Origin of the sequence: Butyrivibrio sp. AE3004 (assembly GCF_000703165.1) — a bacterium.
Classification (GTDB): domain Bacteria; phylum Bacillota; class Clostridia; order Lachnospirales; family Lachnospiraceae; genus Butyrivibrio.
In genome coordinates this window covers 3,357,745-3,379,343 of sequence record NZ_JNLQ01000002.1, presented here as the reverse complement: position 1 = coordinate 3,379,343, position 21,599 = coordinate 3,357,745, and the positions used below count along the sequence as shown (strand labels likewise).

At 40.1% G+C, this 21,599-nt stretch carries 16 protein-coding genes; 1 reads left to right on the top strand and 15 read right to left on the bottom strand.

Going from position 1 to position 21,599, the window contains the following annotated elements:
* Nucleotides 1-24: 24 nt before the first annotated feature.
* From BV60_RS0117510 to fba, 4 genes are all read right to left on the bottom strand, one after another.
* Complete coding sequence (locus BV60_RS0117510; RefSeq protein WP_051656830.1) at nt 25-642, bottom strand: YdcF family protein; 618 nt, start codon at nt 640-642, stop codon at nt 25-27.
* Entirely contained in the window at nt 639-1,154 is a 516-nt protein-coding gene (locus BV60_RS0117505; RefSeq protein ID WP_029323820.1) for a flavin reductase, read from the bottom strand. Before BV60_RS0117505 ends, BV60_RS0117510 begins: the two co-directional genes overlap by 4 nt.
* 48 nt (nt 1,155-1,202) lie before the next feature.
* Entirely contained in the window at nt 1,203-1,706 is a 504-nt protein-coding gene (greA, locus tag BV60_RS0117500) for a transcription elongation factor GreA (RefSeq protein ID WP_029323818.1), read from the bottom strand.
* 323 nt (nt 1,707-2,029) lie between these two features.
* Nucleotides 2,030-2,965, bottom strand: coding sequence for a class II fructose-1,6-bisphosphate aldolase (fba, locus tag BV60_RS0117495; protein WP_029323816.1), 936 nt, complete (start codon nt 2,963-2,965; stop codon nt 2,030-2,032).
* 158 nt (nt 2,966-3,123) lie between these two features.
* Here fba and BV60_RS0117490 point away from each other — a divergent pair, with 158 nt between their 5' ends.
* Complete coding sequence (locus tag BV60_RS0117490) at nt 3,124-3,984, top strand: putative sugar O-methyltransferase (protein ID WP_029323814.1); 861 nt, start codon at nt 3,124-3,126, stop codon at nt 3,982-3,984.
* Nucleotides 3,985-4,083: 99 nt separating this feature from the next.
* Here BV60_RS0117490 and BV60_RS0117485 read toward each other — a convergent pair whose 3' ends face one another.
* The 11 genes from BV60_RS0117485 to proS form a co-directional block, all read right to left on the bottom strand.
* A complete protein-coding gene (locus BV60_RS0117485; RefSeq protein ID WP_029323812.1) occupies nt 4,084-7,293 on the bottom strand; it encodes a glycosyltransferase family 39 protein in 3,210 nt (1,069 codons plus the stop codon).
* Nucleotides 7,280-10,015 (bottom strand): YfhO family protein, encoded by a 2,736-nt coding sequence (locus tag BV60_RS0117480; RefSeq protein ID WP_029323810.1) that lies wholly within the window; start codon nt 10,013-10,015, stop codon nt 7,280-7,282. The genes BV60_RS0117485 and BV60_RS0117480 overlap by 14 nt, the downstream gene beginning before the upstream one ends.
* Nucleotides 10,016-10,050: 35 nt before the next feature.
* Complete coding sequence (locus BV60_RS0117475) at nt 10,051-12,156, bottom strand: glycoside hydrolase family 13 protein (protein WP_051656829.1); 2,106 nt, start codon at nt 12,154-12,156, stop codon at nt 10,051-10,053.
* Between the two features lie 204 nt (nt 12,157-12,360).
* Nucleotides 12,361-14,235 carry an ATP-dependent zinc metalloprotease FtsH gene (gene ftsH, locus BV60_RS0117470; protein WP_029323806.1) on the bottom strand — a complete coding sequence of 625 codons (1,875 nt, stop codon included), beginning with the start codon at nt 14,233-14,235 and terminating at the stop codon, nt 12,361-12,363.
* A 12-nt stretch (nt 14,236-14,247) separates the two neighbouring features.
* Entirely contained in the window at nt 14,248-14,772 is a 525-nt protein-coding gene (gene hpt, locus BV60_RS0117465) for a hypoxanthine phosphoribosyltransferase (protein ID WP_029323804.1), read from the bottom strand.
* A gap of 41 nt (nt 14,773-14,813) precedes the next feature.
* A complete protein-coding gene (gene tilS, locus BV60_RS0117460) occupies nt 14,814-16,241 on the bottom strand; it encodes a tRNA lysidine(34) synthetase TilS (RefSeq protein WP_029323802.1) in 1,428 nt (475 codons plus the stop codon).
* A 48-nt stretch (nt 16,242-16,289) separates the two neighbouring features.
* The gene (locus BV60_RS0117455; RefSeq protein ID WP_029323800.1) at nt 16,290-16,607 is read right to left on the bottom strand and encodes an FtsB family cell division protein; all 318 of its coding nucleotides are present in this window, start codon (nt 16,605-16,607) and stop codon (nt 16,290-16,292) included.
* A gap of 102 nt (nt 16,608-16,709) precedes the next feature.
* Nucleotides 16,710-16,949, bottom strand: coding sequence for an RNA-binding S4 domain-containing protein (locus tag BV60_RS0117450; RefSeq protein ID WP_022761750.1), 240 nt, complete (start codon nt 16,947-16,949; stop codon nt 16,710-16,712).
* Complete coding sequence (locus tag BV60_RS0117445) at nt 16,946-18,676, bottom strand: PEGA domain-containing protein (protein ID WP_029323799.1); 1,731 nt, start codon at nt 18,674-18,676, stop codon at nt 16,946-16,948. The genes BV60_RS0117450 and BV60_RS0117445 overlap by 4 nt, the downstream gene beginning before the upstream one ends.
* A gap of 47 nt (nt 18,677-18,723) precedes the next feature.
* A complete protein-coding gene (locus tag BV60_RS0117440; RefSeq protein ID WP_035777851.1) occupies nt 18,724-20,064 on the bottom strand; it encodes a CCA tRNA nucleotidyltransferase in 1,341 nt (446 codons plus the stop codon).
* 81 nt (nt 20,065-20,145) lie between these two features.
* On the bottom strand, nt 20,146-21,582 hold the full coding sequence (gene proS / locus BV60_RS0117435) for a proline--tRNA ligase (protein ID WP_029323795.1): 1,437 nt from the start codon (nt 21,580-21,582) through the stop codon (nt 20,146-20,148).
* Nucleotides 21,583-21,599 lie beyond the last annotated feature (17 nt).

Below are 21,599 nucleotides of genomic sequence, written 5' to 3'. Positions count from 1 at the left end.
CATGAAAATAGCGCATTGTGAATACTATCTCAGCTCATACATGCGATCTCCCTTGAAGTAGTCTCCGCATTTTCTGAGTTCCGACAGTACTAAGTCATAGCTTTTAAGATTGTCCATCCAGGTATCTATACTGATTCCTCTTGTGACAATCGGGCATACCGTAAATTTATAATCTCTAAGTTCCGACTGGAACGTCATTAAAGCTCTTCTTGCATGAAAAGCCTGGCAGCATAATATTATGTGCCTTACATCTTTTAATTCGTTTTCAATAATTTTTCGTGAGAACTTAGCATTTTCAAAAGTATTCCTGGATTCTGTTTCCTTTATTATCACATTTTCAGGAACGCCTTGTTCCACCATTAGTTTTGTCAGATACTCCGCCTCTGTACTGCATCCAAGACTATCTCCACTACTTGCTGAAAATCTTTGAAATTCATCTTCAAGAGATTCATATGTCATATAAAACTTGCCTGAAACCAGAATTTTGGGAGCGTAGCCTTCTTTCCACAAATATGCAGCATGTTCTGCAAGTTCCTTCATTGGTGCACCGGGAACAAGTATCAGATCAGCTTTCCCGGGCTTTTCTGAAACAAAAATAAATTTTCCAATTTCCTCCAGTGAAACTATGTTAGCAGGTCTCATCGAATCATTACCTTTTTGATCTCAGCTATATAAAAATAGTGATAATCACCCTTATCGTAATAATCAGCAATAATACGTCCGTTTACAACACAATCCTCTTTCATAAGCTGTTTGTAAAGAACCTTACATATAATAATGTTATCCGCTTCGTCAATAAACGGAACTCCATCGTCAAAATTCAGATTAAGCTTGGCATTGGAAATCTTATCCTCGTCTCTTCCTGAAACAGAGCCAAGGTACTTCTTAAGTCCCCTGTATGCATCACGGTTAAGGAACGAAAGCGAAAATTTCTTCTGCGCATCAATAAATTCTCTGGTATACCTGCTTTCTCTGACATAAATGATCGCACATGTTTTATCCCATATATGGGTTATTCCGCCCCAGGAAACAGTCATGGTATTTGCCTTCTCATCATCCCCTGCCGTTAGCAGTGCCCATGTATCTCCGCCGAAGTGAAAAGCACCCTCCAAAATTTCATCTAACTCAACAGGTTGAAATACGTGAAGTCCCATAATTAATTCCTCCTAAACCGTGCGAAAAAATATTTATTCTTGTTCTTTTTAAAAGTCTCTGAGTTTATCTTCTTCCGTAAGCTCGGTATTTTCTATCTTCAATATGGTTATGTCATAGCTATAGTCGCTATTTACTTCAATTGTCAGCTTATCTCCGACTTTATGCCCCATAAGCTGTTTTCCAAGCGGAGACTCTATACTGATAAGGCCTTTAAGCGCATTTCCTCGCATTGTGGTAACAATCTTGTAAGTAGCTTCGGTTCCGTCGTCTTCCATTCTGACTGTAACCGTCTTATTCATTCCAACCTCATCCTCAGCGCTGGAATCATCAACTATCTCAGCTGTTTTAATCATTCTCTCAAGGAATCGTATTCTGCTTTCATTCTGATTCTTGGCCTTTTTTGCTGCATAATACTCAAAGTTCTCACTTAGATCACCTTGAGCCCTTGCTTCTTTAACGTCTTCTAAAAGTTCCTTTCTTACAACAGCCTTGCGGTGCTCAATCTCCGCCTCCATATCCTCGATATCTTTTTTTGTCAACTGATTGTGCATTATAAAAAACCTCTCTTAATAGCATATATACTAATTGTACACGAGCTGATTAATAAATAAAAGTAAAGAAATCCTAAAGATACCCAAAGAAACCTATGGAAGTTCTGCTCTCGCTTTGCTCGCCAGAACTAGCACACTTACTAAGCTCAGCTTTGCTTCGCTAAGTAATTGTCCTAAAAGTAAAGAAATCCTAAAGATACCCAAAGAAACCTATGGAAGTTCTGCTCTCGCTTTGCTCGCCAGAACTAGCACACTTACTACAAAACAAGGCTACTGCGGATTAACCGCAGCAGCCTTGCTGTTTTTATAATATGTTCGATTTATCAAGCCTTTCCGTCTGAACCAAGAACATTGATGATCTTGTCATGAACGATTTCCTTAACATATGCACGGCCATCGCCAAGATACTGACGAGGATCGAAATGCTCAGGATGCTCAACGAAGTGCTGACGAATACCTGCTGTCATACCAAGACGAAGATCTGAATCGATGTTGATCTTGCAGACTGCACTCTTAGCTGCTGCTCTGAGCTGCTCATCCGGAATACCGATAGCATCCTTCATAGCGCCGCCGTTTGCATTGATGATACCAACGTACTTCTGAGGAACTGCTGAAGAACCGTGAAGAACGATAGGGAATCCGGGAAGACGCTTAACAACTTCTTCAAGGATATCAAGACGAAGCTTAGGATCCTGGCCGGGCTTAAACTTGAATGCACCATGGCTTGTTCCGATAGCAATTGCCAGTGAATCAACGCCTGTACGCTTCATGAAATCCTCAACCTGATCGGGATTTGTGTACTGTGCTGCATCATCAGCAACGTTAACATCATCCTCAACACCTGAAAGAGTACCGAGCTCAGCCTCAACTACGCAGCCCTTCTCATGTGCGTAATCAGCAACTTTCTTTGAAAGCTCAATATTCTCTTCGTAAGGCTTTGAAGAAGCATCGATCATAACAGATGTGAATCCGTTGTCGATACACTCCTTACAAATCTCAAAGCTAGCACCGTGATCAAGGTGAAGAGCGATCGGAATACTTGTAGCTTCAGTTGCAGCCTTAACCATGTTTACCAGGTAAGGGAACTGTGCATACTTGATAGCGCCCTGTGAGCACTGAAGGATTACAGGGGACTTAAGCTCATCACAAGCCTCTGTGATAGCCTGAATGAACTCCATGTCGTTGATATTGAATGCACCAACAGCATATCCACCATCGTATGCTTTTTTGAACATCTCAGTCGTTGTAACTAATGGCATAATTTTTACCACCTTTCGTAAATATTGTTAACAAAACACTAGAAATATTATAGACCAAATCATAACCTTAGTACAATCCTTATTTGCTATCAGTTTAGCTTTTTCTGTAAGGATTTTATGATACAATATCATAAGATACTCGGCAGGAGGAGTTACATATGACTTTTAATGATAAGGTTTTAAAAAAGCTTGATCAGAAGATCATGGCTGATTATTTGGATAAGAGCACAGGCGGCAGCAGTGTTTCCGATGACGGAAGATATCCCGCATACTGTCGTCTTGCCAGTGAAAACAACTTTTTGTTCAGTCACTTCAGAAGAAATGAAATATATAATCTGATTCTTGAACACATGTCTAAAGAGCAGGGAAGCGAATACCTTGAAGAGCTTACCAAAAGTGATAATTTTGGAGATCTTTGCTCTCGCCTCAATGAATATTTAAAAAATGACACTGTTGGTAAACCACGTGTATATGATTACGAAATTGGCGGCAGAACCGTTTCCGTTTCTCCTACAACCCTAAGGTACATTAAGGTTTTGGACGATCTTAAAAAGCTTTTCCCAATGGAGGATATTAAGTCTGTTGCGGAAATAGGAGTGGGCTACGGTGGACAATGCAGAATAATTTTTGCTGATTATAAAATTGATAAGTATTCGCTCATTGACCTCCCAGAAGCTCTTGGCCTTACTAAGCGTTTTCTAAAAAAACTTATAGATATCGGTAACGTACAATTCATAGACGGAACCGCTATGGATGGCGAAAATATATCAGATCATGACCTTGTGATCAGCAATTATGCTTACAGCGAGCTGGCAAGAGTAATCCAGCAGGGGTACTGGGATAAAGTTGTTTCCAAGGCTTCCCATGGATATTTTACCTGGAATCTTGAATCAGAGCGCAAGCTGGACGGCTTTACGGTTGATGAATTCACAAATATGCTAAAATCAATCGGTCGTGATGTAAGAGTTCTTGAGGAAAGACCTCTTACAGCCCCCGGTAACTGCCTGATTGTCTGGTAAAAAATGATCATCTCATCATAAAAAATTAAGTAATGATTCTTATAATAAAAAACATCAGTTTGAAAGTTCCTTCATTTCTTTCAAACCGATGTTTTTATTTTATTTCTTTATTATTTTCCGAACCCCAAACCCGATCATAATCATCAAAAATGCTAATGAGATTATCTCTGAAATTCTCCAGTATAATGGCTCCCTGAACCTGATTTTTATTACCGAATCAGTACCTTTGGGAACCGTAACCCTTAGCTTATTATTGTCTCCCGATGTCAGCTCATATTTTTCGTTTCCATCAGTCCCGTAATAATATGGATAAGCCAAAAGCGGAAGGTCTGCAAAGCCCTCATTTGTCGTACTGTTCACAAGGTGTAAAGAGTATTCTCCGTCTTTTCTTTCTTCATCAAAGTAAGTTATGTCTTCAGATGATGGTAGCACAGATGCATACTGAAGTCTCTCCGTGTCCGTACCGACTATCATATACTGTCTGTCATCATCAAAAGAAGTCCAATCTTCAAAATTATTAACCGCAACCTTAACCGTCTGCTTTTCAATGAAGCATCTCACGTAGGATCCACTCTGCCAGATACTTATGACAAGAAGGATAATCCCCAGCTTGTACCACTTTTTTTTCCCAAGCATGACAGCATAAAGAGCACATATAAGAATTGTTGCTGCAGTAAGATATCTTGGCGGATATTGAATGCTCCCCAGTATCTTAAACAGGATTTTCACCTTGTTATAAAGCATATCGTACGGGAAATAACAAGTGCTGAGAACAAGTGCCAATAACGCAAGCGCTCCCGTTATAATCTCCGCTACATGCTTTTCAAGTTCTTTTCTGTTCGAAAAAAGGTAGATTACAAAAGCAATCATTATCATAATCAGTGAGATCCCGGGTGATTGAGGCATTTCCGTTATAGGCTCATTTCCAAGCTCCCTCATTGGTGCAACCACATCATAATATGCTCCAAACATTTGCTTCCATGTTATTCCGAAAGTCTGGATTGGAGTGGTCTCCCCTGAATTTATAAGCATCGGCACGTTTTTGTAATAATCAATAAGTGGAACTATCTGCCACAAATTAAGTAGCAACGCACTTCCTGCTGCAAAAGCAAGTTTTTTCCACTTCCCTTTTAACAGCATGTTTTTAGCATCCGCAATTACAAATATCACTATAAAAAGTGTTGCCATTATAACGCTTAACAGATGCGTCATGAACAATCCCGTCATTCCAAGACAAAGTAGCACAACCCCTCTTTCAGACTTATCATCCCTGTGAATTCTTGAAAGTCCTAAAACTATCAGGGGCAGAAATGCAAAAGCGCTGTATTCTCCCACTGCCTGCCTTGTGAAAAGGTCCGTAAGTCTCCAAAATGACAGGAAATATAAAAGCATGCATAAAGCACCAAAGCGCCTGCTGCCCGATAGATATTTAAAGCAGATATAAGCTGTAAATGCCGTGAGAAGCTGTATGAAAATGCAGTAGCAAATATATGTCATCCAAAGGGGCATTCCCAAAAGATGTAAAATGGCCGGAATATAAAGAAGAGCATCACCATACATGACTCCAACCGGATATCCATAATTATTAAACCAGTAATGCTGCATTTTTACAGGAAATTCTCCGTCCCTTAATCCTTCCGCAATCCCTGCTATCCTTCTTATATGGAACGGCAGATCATGTCCAAAAGGAATACCCTCTTCTTTTTCTTCAGAAGAGGAAGCTTCCGTATATTCTATCTGCTCTCCCTGCCATATTAGTAAAGCCCCGTCAAATTTTAATATCTGATCACATCCCATATTCTGAAGGCTTTCTACTCTCTCATCATTTCCGTCAAACACAAGATAGATATAGTCGCAACTGAGTTCATCAGGTGGATTAAACAGATATCTTGCATAGTAGGAAGTATCATTCATATTAAAGTCATAGGGCGAAAGCTTTGTTCCGAGAAGGAAGAAAATATACGGCGGAATATACGGCTGATTATCATGGATAAATACAACCTGCTTATCCACAAAGTATTCCTCTTTTTCAAGCACCTTAAGCGGTTCATCTATTGTCTTTTGAAAAAGATATAAATTATCCGAGTATTCCCCAAAATACTTAATAAAGAAAGCTCCCGATAACCCGATAAACACACAGGCTAACAAGGTACAGGAGGCAATCATTGCCTTTCTTTTTTTTGAAAACAGTAAAAGTACAGTTTCCATACCAAATGCTGCAAAAAATGCCAGCGTAAAGAAGATTCCGTTCATCTTATTTACATTTGGTCCGTCTCCCCCAAGCATTGCTCCGATCAAAAGCTCACAAGCAAACCATAAAACCGGAAGAATTGCAAAGCCAAAAGTCTTAATCTTAGCCGAATCTTTTATCGATATTATTGAACGAACCATCCCTATCACGATAAAAGGTATTGTCACATAATACATTGTTCCGAATGCAGGAATACTATTGTAATCAAGACTGTCATACAAAAATACACTCTTTAGCGCATTTAGTAATCCTGTAAGAGAAGGAGCAATTATCTCTCCACCTCTGTAGAAAGTAAGAGCCGGCATAGTTATAATTCCAAATACTATGGATTCTTTGCCGTTTATATTTACATATTGTGTCACAAGAAGAGGTGCTGCAAGAATCGCAAGCGGTATTACAAAGCTTATAACTCTAAGAGCACTTAGTTTCCTGCTTACCAGCAGGATAACAAACAAAACTGCAAGAAATAGCGGCATTATAGCATAGCTTATTGCATATGTATAAAGTGTTGCTCCAGCCAGGAGGCCTGCCAATGCATAATCACCTGTTTTCTCTGAGCCGATTGCCCTCATCATGGTGTATAAAAAAAGTGTGGTCATGCCCAGCATCAGATTACAGTCAAGACCGAATCTTGCACTCATAACGAACACAGGGCAACATGTAAATATTATTGGGTAAATATATTCTGCGATTGAATCTTCTCCGCAAATAATTCTTACTATTTTTTCTCCCGCAAACAATGTAATAAGAGAGAAAATTGCACCCGGAAGGCGAAGTGCCCACACATTCAGTCCGAGGAATTTTACAAAAATTGCTGCAAGATATGCATATAGCGCACTTTGCCCGCCTCCAAAGTTTATGAGATAAACCGGAAAGGATAAAAGATTTCTGTCTACCCCGTAATTTGCAAGACAATACGCATCATATGCCATTCCGGCTTCATCAACATGCAGTCCTGAAGGTGTACTCCCAAGAAACACAAGTCTTGAGAATATAGCGATCATATATACTGCAATGAAATAAAGCTGCTTTTTGTTTAAGCCATTATTTGTCTTCACGACTCTTCTTCTCCGTAATTATTAGTATTATGAAAATTGCGACACCTGCTATTGCCATCAATACTCCGAAAGTCGCACCGGGGGTATGGTACTTTAGTGCTATACTGTGAGTTCCCTCTGTTATTGGTGTTCCCAAAAACATTATGTTTGCTTTTTCAGGTATCCTCTTTTCTCCATCAACATAGATATCCCATCCCTTATCATACGGGATATTTATCACAAAATATGAATCTTCATTAGCGGTTATTGTACCTGTAATCTCATTTGTCATCAGTGACATTGGATTTCTGTGGAGGTTATTGTCTTTCATTGTTTCTGCGCAAAGATTCTCCGACATCCCCACATAATCCTGCATGCTCTGGCATATTACGCTAATACTGTCAAAGCTGTATCTTCCTTTTTCAGGGAAGGTTATTGTAATTGCACTTCTTGCTTCATCACTGTAACAAAGATTAACAAGATAATTATGCCATCCACTGTAAAACTGACTGTAAGGCGTTTTGTATGCAATTGTCTTAGTTATCTGTCTGTTCCCGGGTGTATCTGTCGAAACGGATATATTTGTTGAATCATAAGGTATTTCACATCTTAAATTTTCAATATAAAGATATGTTTCAGATTTCGGAATTCCCTCAAAAGACAGAGTGCATGTAGCATTTTCCTTCTTAACAACAAAAAGTCCGTCTTTAACCTTTAGGCCATGTTTCTCGGAAATCTCATAGGGAACACTTACCTCTTTAAAATACGAATCATCCAAAGTATCAAGCTCTGAAAGCTCGGCTGTGCTTTTACTGTTTTCTTTTTCTCTTACTGCTCCGAAAAGCATGGCCTGCTGCCTTCTTACAGGTGAAAGAGCATCATAGTCCTTTCTTGAAATCACTTGTTTTCTTGTATATCCAAGAGCAGCTGAATTATTATTTGCAAAAATACCAAAATTATACCATTCAGAAAAAGGAGCATATCCAATCGGAACATAAGCCTGTTCCTGCTCATTGTTATATCTTAGGGAATAATACTTTACCCCGGCAATATTTAATGGTATAGCTCTGTCATCCAATCCGAAGAAAGAAAAGTTTGACATTTCATTTACTGCCAAAGATTCCATAAAATCCGAGACAGCTCCATTGGCAAGGCTCCAGTAAAACTGCGTTGACGGAACACTATAGGGAAGCGACGCATTCCAGGTAAGATTTCTTCCGGAATAGCTGTAATAATTATCCTGTCCTTCTGTAACAGTCTCAGAGAGAGCTTTTAGCTCCGTACTCATGACAAGATTGTCATATTCATCCGGTGTCATTTTATCAACATAACCGCTTGGAAGGTTTCCTGCCTCCGGAGCGTTGGCAGCATAGCCGTTTTGAAGTATTCCCAAAAGAATTAGTACAAACAACATACCCTTTCTCACATTCCCGGGTATTTTCTTTATAACCACAGGTATGATGAGCAATACCAGCAATATCATCTGAGGATAAACATTATCTGATTTCTCACCAAGGAAAAACATTACGGCAACATATATAAGCGATGCTGCAGCAATAACTATCATGTCTTTTGCTTTCATATCTTCCGCCTTTTCGCAGAAAGCTGTTATCAGATATGAAAGGAGCAGACAATACGCAAAACTCCATCTGTTTATTGTGTAGGAAAAGCCTGTCATCGCATATCCCGCAGCGGGAATCAAAAGCATTACCGTCATAAGGGCGGTTAATATACGAAGTCTTATTACTTCTTTCTTTTTATCCTCATCCGCCTTTACAAATAGCAGACAGACAGCCGGTAGCGCAATAAATGTGAGACTGATTACCGTATCGTATCTTGGGAAATATTTATATGACAAAAGACTTACAAGCAGTTCTTTATAGTATTCTGCGGAATATATGACAGGTATGGCATGAGATCCTATACCGGCCCTGGGGTTTGATAAAAATGCAATAATTACCGGAAGAAGTATAGGCATCGCCAAAGATGTTCCAACAACACCAAGAAATAGAAATTCCGCAATACATCTAAATGCCTTACCTATGCTTTCAAAGCACCCTGCAGTAAAAATATAGATAATCGTATACACCATTATCATCAGCACCAGCATATAAAAAAAGTAAAAGTTGCTAACAGCTGATAGGGCTGTTGCCAGTATAAACACAGCCGCTTTTTTCTCATGAATGTATCTTTGTGCACCGTAAATAAGTAGCGGCAGACATATCATGGGCTGGACAAATTGCGGATTCCACATTCCTATAAATAAAACTACACCACAAAAAGAATATGACATCGCACCGCATAATTTTGAAACATCAGAATACTTACCATTTCCTCTCGTCATGAGTAAAAATGACAATCCGGCAAGATATGGTCTAAGCAGAATAAGAAACTGAAAATAGTAATAAACATATTTAGATGGTAACAGTCCTACAGGAAGATTAAGCGGATCACCCACAGCATAATACTGCATGGAAGTAAGAAAATCAGCACCGTAACCTATTCCCAAATCATAGTTTTGGACAGATAATTTATGCTCAACAAATATTCTGTAAAAAAATCCTCTAAGATATCTTCCATATTTTGTAAGTGCATTAATGTGTTGTTCAAATGCATCAGAACTATTGATAAGTGATTTTCCGCTTTTATAAAACCACCCCCATACCAGAGCAGCCATCAGAACGTAAAATATCGTATAAAACAAATACACTGCTGTTTTGGAACGTTTATCTGCTGTTTTCATTATAATTTTGACCTCAGATCTGTATTATTGGACAATTACATGCGGAAGAAGTTGGTAGCCCAGAAAGCTTCTTCATTTATAGCTGCTATTCTGTTAAACTGCAGAACAACAGCAGAATCTGCTCCATAAGGTCTTACCAGCTTACCATTTTTAACACTATAGCTGATTGGATCTGTCCTAAATCCCTTATTACTTGTCTCAAGCACCCTAAGTAGTCTGGCATCCTCAGGAATTCCAAGAGGTACTATTGAAATTTCACTGACTGTCAGATACTTATTCGTGTTCACCACAACAATGGTCGCTGTGGTTCTGTTAAACCTGCCATAAGCAAGTATTCCTTCCCCGGCCTCCAGTCTTACAAGTGATCCGGTTCTAAGCTCCATGCTGTTCTTATGTATGCGTATCATTTCCTTATGAAACTCCAGCATACTCTGATCCTCGCATCCCCAGGGATACGTTCTCCTGTTATCAGGATCTGTAAAGCCACATACTCCTGCCTCATCCCCATAATAAACCGTCGGTGCGCCTGGCCATGTCATCTGCACTACTACTGCCTGTCTCATGACAGCCTTATTAATTCCGTCTTCAGCAGCTTTATGTCCTTTCGTAGAGCACCTTCCCACAACATGGTTTGTTCTGGTTAGGAATCTGGAATGATCATGATTAGACAGTTCATTCATGGCTACCAGTGCTGATTCCTGTACAAAATTATCAGTACCTGCCTCCAGCATAGTATTCCAGAATTTATCAACATCTCCTATCATTTCCTCATGATATTCATCACTATGCTTTTCCATTCCGGTAAGAAAATATGAAAGAGGTTCCATGAAAGCATCATAGTTCATAATGCTATCCCATTCTCCGCCTTTTAACCATTCATGAGCACTCCCATAATGTTCTGCAAGAATCAGAGCTTCGGGATTTGCTTCCTTAACTTCTTTACGAAATCTTTTCCAGAATTTGTGATTGTATTCCTCTGAATGTCCAATATCAGCACCGACATCCAGTCTCCATCCGTCTGCATTATACGGTTCTGAAACCCATTTTTTTCCTATTTCTATTATGTAGTCTTCCAGCTTCCTGCTGCCTTCATAGTTTAGCTTAGGCAGGGTATCATATCCCCACCATCCCTCATAATTTTTGTTATAAGGCCATTGTCCGCCGTTAAAGCAAAAATAATCGTGATATGGGCTGTCTTCGCTGATATATGCCCCTTCTTCATACCCCGGAGCATTCTCATATATCCTCTCCCTGTCCATCCATTTATTAAATGAACCGCAATGATTAAATACTCCGTCAAGAATGACTCTTATTCCCCGCCTGTGAGCTTCTGAAACAACCTTTGCAAAAAGCCTGTCCGAAGCTTCAAGATTTTCTCTGTTTGTTACTCTGTCTATATATCTTGTCGCCTTAGTATTATTCTCAGTGTCTTCAAGGAGATTTCCCTTATCAGACACTATTTTCCCAAAATGCGGATCAATATGATCATAGTCCTGTGTATCATACTTATGACATGAGGGAGAAACAAAAATAGGGTTGAAATAAATAACTTCTATTCCCAGCTCCTTCAGGTAATCAAGCTTTTCAAGCACTCCCTCAAGATCCCCGCCGTAAAATTCCCTGATATTGCCTTCAGGATCAGGATAATTCCCCCAATTGATTATCTGTCTGCTTCTTTTTCCAACGTAATTATATTCATTTGTCAGTACATCATTTGTGGGATCACCATTTCTGAATCTGTCGACAAATATCTGATACATAACTGCGCCTTTTGCCCAGTCCGGTGTACCAAAATCAGGTATCATTCTGAATCTGTATTTGCCTGGTATATCTGTACAAACTCCGCTTTGATCATAAAAGAGAGTCTCGTTCTCCCCTTCTATTCGGAAATAGTAATAGACAGTTCCTCCCTTTTCAGGAACCTTAGTTTTTAAAAGATAATAATCGAACCCATCCTCGGTGTGATGCTTATTCATAACCCCTTCACCGGATTCAATATCAGTTTTGTATACAAGAGTTATCTTATCTGCATCCCCATCGCCGCAGCGGAAGTATATAAAGATCACACTTCCCGGCTTTGGACTGGTGGGTTGATGAAAGTCCAAAGTCATATCATGGAACAATCGTTCCCGTCTAATCATAAAAAACTCCTTAAATAGCAAAAAAGACAGCTTAGGGTTGCTGTCTTTTTTAGAGAAGGTATTTCTTTCTTATGGGTATAGCAAAAAACTTTAATGTATTGGGGGTTACGAGATTATATTAGCACCAGCTTATTTTTTGGTAAATACTCACGTTTCACAAAATAACTAAAAGCCCCACTACATTTTTGTACATTTTGCACAAGCTTAGATTTTTTCTGCAAGTGCTGCTACATCTTCCCTTAGTGAAACAGCCGGATGAGAAGCGAATAAGGCTTCGAACTCCTCGCGTCCAATTTTTTCTTTTTCAATCAACAGCTTAGAGCTTGAATGAAGGATATCCTCGTAGGATCTGATGATTTCTTTTGCTTTTGCATAGCAAAGATCAATGATATCCTTAACCTGTTTATCTATCTCGCCTGCCATCAGCTCAGAATTTCTCTTATTGTGCTGAATGTCATAACCGATAAACACATCCTCTTCCTGTTCATTATAGTTGATGATACCGATTCTCTTTGACATTCCGTATACGGTTACCATCTTTCTTGCTTCGCTTGTAGCTTTTTGAATATCACTGGAAGCACCTGTTGTTATATCACCGAAGATTATTTCCTCAGCTATACGTCCTCCGAGAACTACCATTATCTCCTGAAGCATCTTTCCTTTTGTGAGGAACATTTCATCTTTTTCGGGAAGTGGCATGGTATATCCGGCTGCTCCCATTCCTGTCGGAATAACAGATACAGTATATACAGGTCCCACATCAGGAAGCACATGATATAAAATAGCATGTCCTGCTTCGTGATATGCAGTAATCTTCTTTTCCTTATCGGAAATAATATGACTGTGCTTCTCAGTACCTATTCCGACCTGAACAAACGCTTTCTGAATATCCGTCTGCTTAATAAAAGATCTGTTATCCATTGCAGCGTTAATTGCAGATTCATTAAGTAGATTCTCGAGGTCCGCTCCTGTAAAGCCCGCTGTTGTCTGCGCAATACTTTCAAGATCAACATCTTCTCCAAGCGGCTTATTTCTGGCATGTACCTTTAGAATCTCATGTCTTCCTCTAACGTCAGGTCTGGCAACTGTTATCTTTCTGTCAAAACGTCCGGGACGAAGGATTGCAGGATCAAGGATATCAACACGGTTTGTAGCCGCCATGACAATAATACCCTCATTAACGCCAAAACCATCCATTTCAACAAGGAGCTGGTTAAGAGTCTGCTCACGTTCATCGTGTCCGCCTCCCATACCGGTTCCTCGACGTCTCGCAACTGCGTCTATCTCATCAATAAAAATTATGCAGGGAGAATTCTTTTTTGCATCAGCAAAGAGGTCTCTTACACGTGATGCACCGACACCTACAAACATTTCAACAAAATCAGAACCCGAAATACTAAAGAAAGGTACTCCTGCCTCTCCTGCCACTGCTCTTGCAAGAAGTGTCTTACCTGTTCCAGGTGCACCTTCCAAAAGAACACCTTTAGGTATTCTCGCTCCGACCCTGGTAAATTTACCGGCATCCTTAAGGAACTCAATAATTTCCGTAAGCTGCTCTTTTTCCTCAACAAGACCTGCTACATCCGTAAGCTTGATCTTATTTTCCTCTCCTGTTGAAAGGCGCGCTCTGCTCTTACCAAAGTTCATCATCCGACTGTTGCCGGAAGACTGTCCCTGGGCATTATTCATCATCACAAACAGGAACGTAATAACAAACAATCCTACAAGAATAGGTATTATGCTGCTTATAAGAAGATTTTCCCCGGGTACATCTCTTACAATCGGATCTACGCCGTTCTGTACGAGTATATTCTCTATTTCCGAGACATCCGTAGCATATAGTATTTTTTCCGTTTTATCTGACAGAGTGATCTGAACAACTCCGGTAGGTGTTTCTTCATTCGGAACTATAACCGCATCATATACCTTTCCGTTTTGAAGGTCCTGAACAAGCTGCCCTCTGGTATAGTCTGTATTTGATGACTGAATCCTGCCTTTTCCGTACTCCAGAAAGGCAAGCGCCAGCAGCAGGACTATTATAAGTCCAAAGTAAAAATTAAATCCCCTGTTTTTATTCACTGTTTATCCCCTTCAATCGAACTCTACTACCCCAATATAAGGCAGATTTCGATACCTCTGATCATAGTCAAGTCCATATCCCACAACAAATTCATCAGGTATCTCAAATCCTGTGTAGTCCACATTAACATCCATTACACGTCTCTCAGGCTTATCAAGAAGTGTACAAAGCCTTATGCTTGCCGGTCCTCTGTCCTCAAGCATCTTCATAAGATAACTGAGTGTTCTTCCGGAATCCACAATATCCTCTACAATAAGGACATCCTTATCATTAATAGGCTCATCAAGATCCTTTACAATCTTAACAACACCACTGGACTTCGTTGAAGATCCATAGCTTGAAGCAGACATAAAGTCCATTGTTACAGGAACAGTAATTCTCTTTGCAAGTTCACACATAAAGAAAGTGCCGCCCTTAAGCACACATACAAGATGAACTGTTTTTCCGGCATAGTCCTTGCTTATCTGCTCGCCGATTTCCTGTATTCTTTTGTCAACCTCCTCCTCAGAAAGTAATACTCTAACTGATTCTGCCATAATTACCTCACTTCCGAGAGTGAAAATCACTCCGTATTTCTTTATCTTTTTGTTACTGTTACTTCCAAAACCCTGAGTGAATAATCATCCAGCTTGTAGTAATCGCCTATCCTGTATCCGGGAACCCATAAAACATTGTCCCCGTCCGCAAGTATATATAGGGAATCTCTTACATCAAGCGGAATTTTTTCATCTATCATGAATTTTTTCAGTTTCTTGTTTCCATTTCCGACTGAGATCATATCCCCTGTACATCTCGTTCGGAATTGCAAACTATTATTTATTTTATCATAATTAAACCATTTAGTATATTCTCCTGTCGGGATTTCGAGCCTACTTTCATAGAGAAATACTCTCATTTTTACAATCCCTACCCCCGGAATTTTCACTGTAACGTGTTCTCCCTGGTCAAGAGCCTCCAAATCAGGTATTATCGCCTCACTAAAGGGATTATCGAGCTTTTTGAACGTAAGCTTTAATTTGTCATAAGCCCGAATTACTTTTATTCCGTATGGAAGATCCTGTTCCTTAGATCCTTCCTTACTTAGAACCATTTTACTGATCGTATTAATGTGGATATCCTGTATATCCTTAACATGCGGATAGAGAAGTTGTAATCCCCGTATAATAAGACGTTCTCTTATTATTTCATGTCTTGAGGAAAGTACATTACAGTCAAGAATAACCTCTCCTTTCTTTTTGCTGATAAGCCACCCTTGTGTCTGATCTGCCATTAATTCCAGAAAATCATCTATTCTCCCAAGGTAATTAGCTGTCTGTGCCACATGCTTATCTGCCTTTGGATTTACCTGCTTTTTTGCCACGGGAATTATATTATGTCTTATCCTGTTTCTCGTATAGTCATCGGTAAAATTGCTGTCATCATTACAGTGCTCAAAGCCTTGCTCTGCAAGATACTCTTCTATACTCTCCCTGTCCACATCTATAAGGGGTCTTATGATCTCAAAGCCGCCTCTTGTGCCCTTTACCCTAATACCGGACAGGCCTTTGATCCTGCTTCCTCTGAAAAGATTATGAAGGACTGTTTCAGTTTGATCGTTTCTGTTATGTGCGGTTGCAATCTTAACCGTTCTTCCGTATTTTTTCGAAAGTTCCTCAGCAATCTCACAAAAGGCATTATATCTTTCATTTCTTCCGGCTTCTTCCTCGGAAATATCATTATCCTGAGTAATTCCCGGGATATCTATATCTCTTCTGAAAAAAGTTACATTGTATTTTTTGCACAGTTCTTCAACAAATCTGGCTTCACCTTCTGCAGCTTCACGTATCATATGATTGATATGTACCACTGCAAAATTAAAAAACAGTTCTTCCCTCAGTGTCCTCAGAACATGAAAAAGGCAGACAGAATCAGCACCTCCCGACACACCTGCCAGGACTATCTCTCCGTCTGCTATAAGGCCTTCATCCTCTATAAATTTTTTTACGTCTGCTGTCAAATTATTCATCTTTTAATTCAGAAAGGCTCCGGATCAATTCCGGAGCCTTTATTACCTTTACTTTCCTGCGCTCTTATCCTTGAAAATAATTTCTCCGGGATATACAAGCCCCAGTTTTTCCTTCGCAACCTGTTCAATATATTTTCTGGTTGTTGTATATGTCTCAAATTCAGCTATTTGTTCCTTGCGCTTTTCTTCCTGTTCAATCTGAGTCTGTAATGTATCAATCTTTGCATGATACATGTCTCTTTTCTGAACAAGGCTCATGCTTCTTATCAAAACCACAACAAGAAGAAGCGCAACAGCCACAGTAGCCATAATCATACCGTATTTGTTCTGTTCATTAACTCTTTTATATCTTGCTTTTGCTGCCATCAAAACTCCCCATCCGAAACAATTGCTATTTACGTTATTTCGGAGATATAACCCCTCAACTTTATTTTAGTACGCAAAAAAATCACTGTCAATCAAAGCATATCAAATATATCGGTAAAGCGATGACACATCCTCTTTGTGTATGGTTTCCTTTACATCAAGTACCTCTACCTTAACATCCTTGTTTCCAAAGCTTATAGCTATAATGTCTCCTGCTTTAACATCAGTACTTGCCTTTGCCACTCTGTCATTTATCATAACTCTTCCCGCATCACAGGCTTCGTTCGCAACCGTTCGCCTTTTGATAAGTCTTGTCACCTTTAAATATTTATCCAGTCTCATGGCTGACCTCCGCTTACTTCCTCGTGTTTTATATCACTTTCACTACCTGTATTGTTATTTCCGCTGTTATTATTTTCTTCATTACCCTCATCAGCTTTCTTAACTGGCACAAGATTAGGGAACGTGTAAGTAACATTGGATTTTTCTTTGTCTATATGAATGGTATAGCTCTTTGTCTCATACCCTTCTTTCTGAAGAGTTACCATATGTTGTCCTGCGGTTTTTGCAAAGCTTACCGGCATTATTCCAACATAATTACCATCCATATATACCTCTGCTCCTATCGGTTCATCAAAAGTCACCTTATATCCGCTGATTACATTTTCATCCACTGTGCTTTCTGAATTTGACGAATCCGAAGTATCAGATGTGTTGCTGGTTGAAGCTGCATCTGAATTATTTCCTCCTCCGGTACCTGTATCCTTTGAAGAGGAGGCTTCAGAAGATGCTGTTGTTGCTGCTGCCTCAGAATCAACACCTGCTGTGCTGCCTGAAGATGAACTTGATGATGCCTTGGCTGCGGAATTCTTCTTTTCGGATTTTGATTTTCCTGAATTGGCGGCATTTTCATTTACAAGGTCATCATACCACTCGCCCGTTGAAGTCGCATGTGTTGCTTCGCTTGGTGCGGCTGAAGATTCTTCTTCTGCGGAATTTTCCTCTTCGACACTTGAAGCCTCTTCTGCTGCATCCTTTTCCTTTGTACCCTCTTTTGCCTCAAGATCTATAAAAAGCGTTGCGTCAGGCTCCGCAACCTTCAGGATATGATCCTGTGGTTCGTACCCTTCGGCCATAACATGTAACTTATGCTTACCATAGGTGTAACTGTGAGGTACTTCAGTCAGTACTTCATTTCCGTCAACAAAAACTCTTGATTCGGAAGGAGTAACAACAAAAGTCACATTTCCTTCTTTTATTTTTTCGACCTCAGCAACACTTGTATCAATTACGGTTTCTTCGTTTCTGTTTACAATAATTTCAGACGAAAACTTTGCGCCGTTTCCCATAATGCTGACATTATAGCTTCCTTCAGGCGCACTTATCAGCATATGAGGAGTTATTTTTCTTATTACTTCCTTATCGAGCTCAATCCATGCTCCTACAAGGCTTCTGTCATTAACTGTTTCCGATGAAAGGCTTACATAACCATGGCCTTTTGTTACCACTATGCTGTACAGTTCCTTATCTATACCACTAACCCTCAGCGTATCAGTAGCAAGAATATCTTCAGGATTCACAGCCTGCCCATCAGATATTATCAGTGTTTTGGGCGTTATATGGAAAACCGTACCATTAATCTTTGCTGTCTCATCATCGCTGACAAGGCTAAAGTCTGTCACTCCGCCTTCTACCCATGCATCACGGGATACACAAAGAGAGTTTAGATGCTTCACGCCTTTAAGAAAAGTTATGTTCACCACCTGTCCTACTTCGAGCATTGATGCAGACATTGGCTCTCCGTGGATATCGTATATCATGGATGTATTATCATAGCTTAATGTATAATTTTTGCCCACATCATGATTTCTGAACTGTATGGTCTGGGAATAGGTATTGACCTGTTTGACCACGGCTGTATCTGCAGAATCATACTTCGCCAAAAGAGAAACTCTGACTTTTTCATCTTCATTTATTACTACGTCAGACGCAAAAGCACTGATTGGTCGAAATAATGCAAAAGCCAGTGCAAACAGCAATATGAAAAAATTCTGAAAGGTCTTTTTCATAGCTCCCCCTTTTCCGGATTTCGGAAACAGCCCCAAACTTTTATTTACTATCTACCCGTAAATCCCGAAAATACGGAATCATCAAGTAAATATTCTTTTGAATTGTGAGAAGGATTTTCAATAACATCCATGAGCATTGCACCAAGAATATCTCCAAGCTCTTTTCCGGGCTTAATACCTTTATCAATGAGATCTTTACCGTTTACAGCAAGCATTTTTAAGGATGTGCATTCATTGTCTCTTTTGATCTCATCGTACAAACGGCTCAGTTTATCAATCCATGCAAATTTCTCATCCTTTAAATAATCACTTTGTGCAACGGTATCTGCCCGTTTTATCTCGAGAAAATACGGAAAGAGTTCCTCTCCGATTTTGTTTACAGCCTTTCTTACATTCTTCTTCTCTGCTGAAAATCTCCAGTCATGATACCTCACAAGTATCCTGACCTTATCCATTGTATCCCTGTCAAATTTCAGGCGTCTCAAAATAGCATATGCCGTATCCGCACCCTTCTCTGCATGTCCAATAAAATGATCTTCTCCCATTTCATCGGTAGTTTTGCAGGATGGTTTCTCTATGTCATGCAAAAGCATGGTAAGTCTGAGCAGCTTATCATTTTTCACTGCTTCAACAGATCTTACAATATGTTCTCCGACATTATATGCATGATGCGGGTTATTCTGCTGTGTTTCAAAGCATTTGTCAAACTCAGGCATAAATACCGCTGTGATTCCTGTCTGATACAGTTCTCTCATTTCTCCCGGATTGGAAGAAACAAGAAGCTTTATCAGTTCCACCTGAATTCTCTCTGTGCTGATTTTGCTTAAGGTAGGCGCAAGTTCTGTAATGGCTTTTTTTGTTTTATCCTCAATTGTATATCCAAGCTGAGCCGCAAACCGCACCGCTCTCATCATACGCAGTGCATCCTCTGTGAATCTTTCTGTAGGATCTCCCACGCATCGGATTATCTTTTTATCAATATCTAAAATTCCTTCGAACTTATCAATAAGGCCATCTTCTTCACTATAAGCCATTGCGTTTATGGTAAAGTCTCTTCTTTTCAAATCCTCGATAAGATTTGAAGTAAAGGTTACGTCCTTGGGATGCCTTCCATCCTCATACTCACCGTCTATTCGGTAAGTTGTAACCTCAAAGCCCTCTTTGCCTATCATAACTGTTACGGTTCCGTGAGCGATTCCTGTATCGATTGTTCTTCCAAATATCTTTTTTACCTGTTCGGGTCTTGCGCTGGTAGTTATATCCCAGTCGCCCGGTTCTCTACCCAGTATGCTGTCCCTTACGCAGCCCCCAACCACATAAGCCTCATAACCATGTTCATGAAGCTTATTCAGTATTTCGGCTGCGGGAACAGGAATATTTATTTTTATTGCTTGCTTATCCAAATTGTCTTTCTTTCGTTAATAAAAATATATGGTTTTTCTTTTTATTAGAAAAACATCAAAAGCTTTTTAATATGCTCTTCCCCAGTAAACCATCTTTGTAGCAGGCTTTCCGCAGCATACACAGGTTCCTGAAAGTTTTTCCTGTTCGAAAGGAATACATCTGCTTGTTACAGAGTAGTCTTCCTTTATCTTATCCTCACAGGCTCTGTCACCACACCACATTGCTTTTACAAAGCCCTTGGTTTCCTTAAATGCCTCCTCAAACTCTTCCTTGCTTGTAGCTGAAAATGTATGAGTATCAAGGTGATTCTTAGCTCTTTCGTACATATCGTTCTGAATTTTAGGAAGGAGCTCACCAACCTTAGCTGCAACCTCATCAATAGGACACTCAATCTTTTCGGATGTATCTCTTCTTACAAGTACGCACTTGCCAGCCTCGATATCCTTGGGTCCAATCTCGATTCTGAGCGGAATACCTCTCATCTCCTGATCTGAGAACTTGTATCCCGGACTTCTATCGGAGTCATCAAGCTTTGCTCTGAAATCCCCTAGGGCTTCAAGCATCTTACCTGCAGCCTCAAGAACACCTTCCTTCTTCTGCTGAATAGGAACGATCATAACCTGTACGGGAGCAATTCTTGGAGGAAGCACAAGACCTGAATTGTCGCCATGAACCATGATCATCGCTCCGATAAGTCTTGTTGTTGCACCCCATGATGTCTGGAATACGTGATGAAGTTTATTATCTTTTCCTGCATACTGGATCTCAAAAGCCTTTGCAAAGCCATCACCAAAATTATGGCTTGTTGCAGACTGAAGAGCACGTCCGTCGTGCATAAGTGCCTCAACAGTATAGGTAGCTTCCGCACCGGCAAATTTTTCTTTCTCGGTCTTTTGTCCCTTGATTACCGGTATTGCCATGTCCTCCGCGAGGAAATCAGCATATACGTTCAGCATCTGCTGCGTCCTCTCCTCAGCTTCCTCAAATGTGGCATGAGCTGTATGTCCCTCCTGCCAAAGGAACTCTCTTGAACGAAGGAAAGGTCTTGTCTCCTTCTCCCAGCGTACTACACTGCACCACTGGTTAAGTACCTGAGGAAGGTCTTTGTAAGAATGGATTTCTCCCTTGTAGTAATCACAGAAAAGTGTCTCTGATGTAGGGCGAACACAGTATCTCTCAGTAAGAGGCTCTGTTCCGCCATGTGTAACCCATGCCACTTCCGGAGCGAAACCTTCAACGTGATCCTTCTCCTTCTGAAGAAGAGATTCCGGGATCAACATAGGCAGATAAGCATTCGTTACACCTGTCTTCTTAAAACGCTCATCCAGATGCTTCTGAATCAGCTCCCAAATGGCGTATCCTGCAGGCTTTATAACCATGAAGCCCTTAATGTTTGAATAGCTGATAAGCCCTGCCTTTGTAACTACGTCCGTGTACCATTGTGTGAAATCCTCATCCATCGAGGTTATCTCTGATACAAGTTTCTTTCCATCCTGTGCCATGATAAATTCTCCTAATT

Coding starts and splice junctions, on each gene's coding strand:
- BV60_RS0117510 (WP_051656830.1), bottom strand. CDS start 642: ATGAGACCTGCTAACATAGTTTCACTGGAGGAAATTGGAAAATTTATT.
- BV60_RS0117455 (WP_029323800.1), bottom strand. CDS start 16,607: ATGGCAGCAAAAGCAAGATATAAAAGAGTTAATGAACAGAACAAATAC.
- BV60_RS0117445 (WP_029323799.1), bottom strand. CDS start 18,676: ATGAAAAAGACCTTTCAGAATTTTTTCATATTGCTGTTTGCACTGGCT.
- proS (WP_029323795.1), bottom strand. CDS start 21,582: ATGGCACAGGATGGAAAGAAACTTGTATCAGAGATAACCTCGATGGAT.
- greA (WP_029323818.1), bottom strand. CDS start 1,706: ATGCACAATCAGTTGACAAAAAAAGATATCGAGGATATGGAGGCGGAG.
- hpt (WP_029323804.1), bottom strand. CDS start 14,772: ATGGCAGAATCAGTTAGAGTATTACTTTCTGAGGAGGAGGTTGACAAA.
- BV60_RS0117505 (WP_029323820.1), bottom strand. CDS start 1,154: ATGGGACTTCACGTATTTCAACCTGTTGAGTTAGATGAAATTTTGGAG.
- BV60_RS0117490 (WP_029323814.1), top strand. CDS start 3,124: ATGACTTTTAATGATAAGGTTTTAAAAAAGCTTGATCAGAAGATCATG.
- BV60_RS0117450 (WP_022761750.1), bottom strand. CDS start 16,949: ATGAGACTGGATAAATATTTAAAGGTGACAAGACTTATCAAAAGGCGA.
- fba (WP_029323816.1), bottom strand. CDS start 2,965: ATGCCATTAGTTACAACGACTGAGATGTTCAAAAAAGCATACGATGGT.
- BV60_RS0117480 (WP_029323810.1), bottom strand. CDS start 10,015: ATGAAAACAGCAGATAAACGTTCCAAAACAGCAGTGTATTTGTTTTAT.
- BV60_RS0117475 (WP_051656829.1), bottom strand. CDS start 12,156: ATGATTAGACGGGAACGATTGTTCCATGATATGACTTTGGACTTTCAT.
- tilS (WP_029323802.1), bottom strand. CDS start 16,241: ATGAATAATTTGACAGCAGACGTAAAAAAATTTATAGAGGATGAAGGC.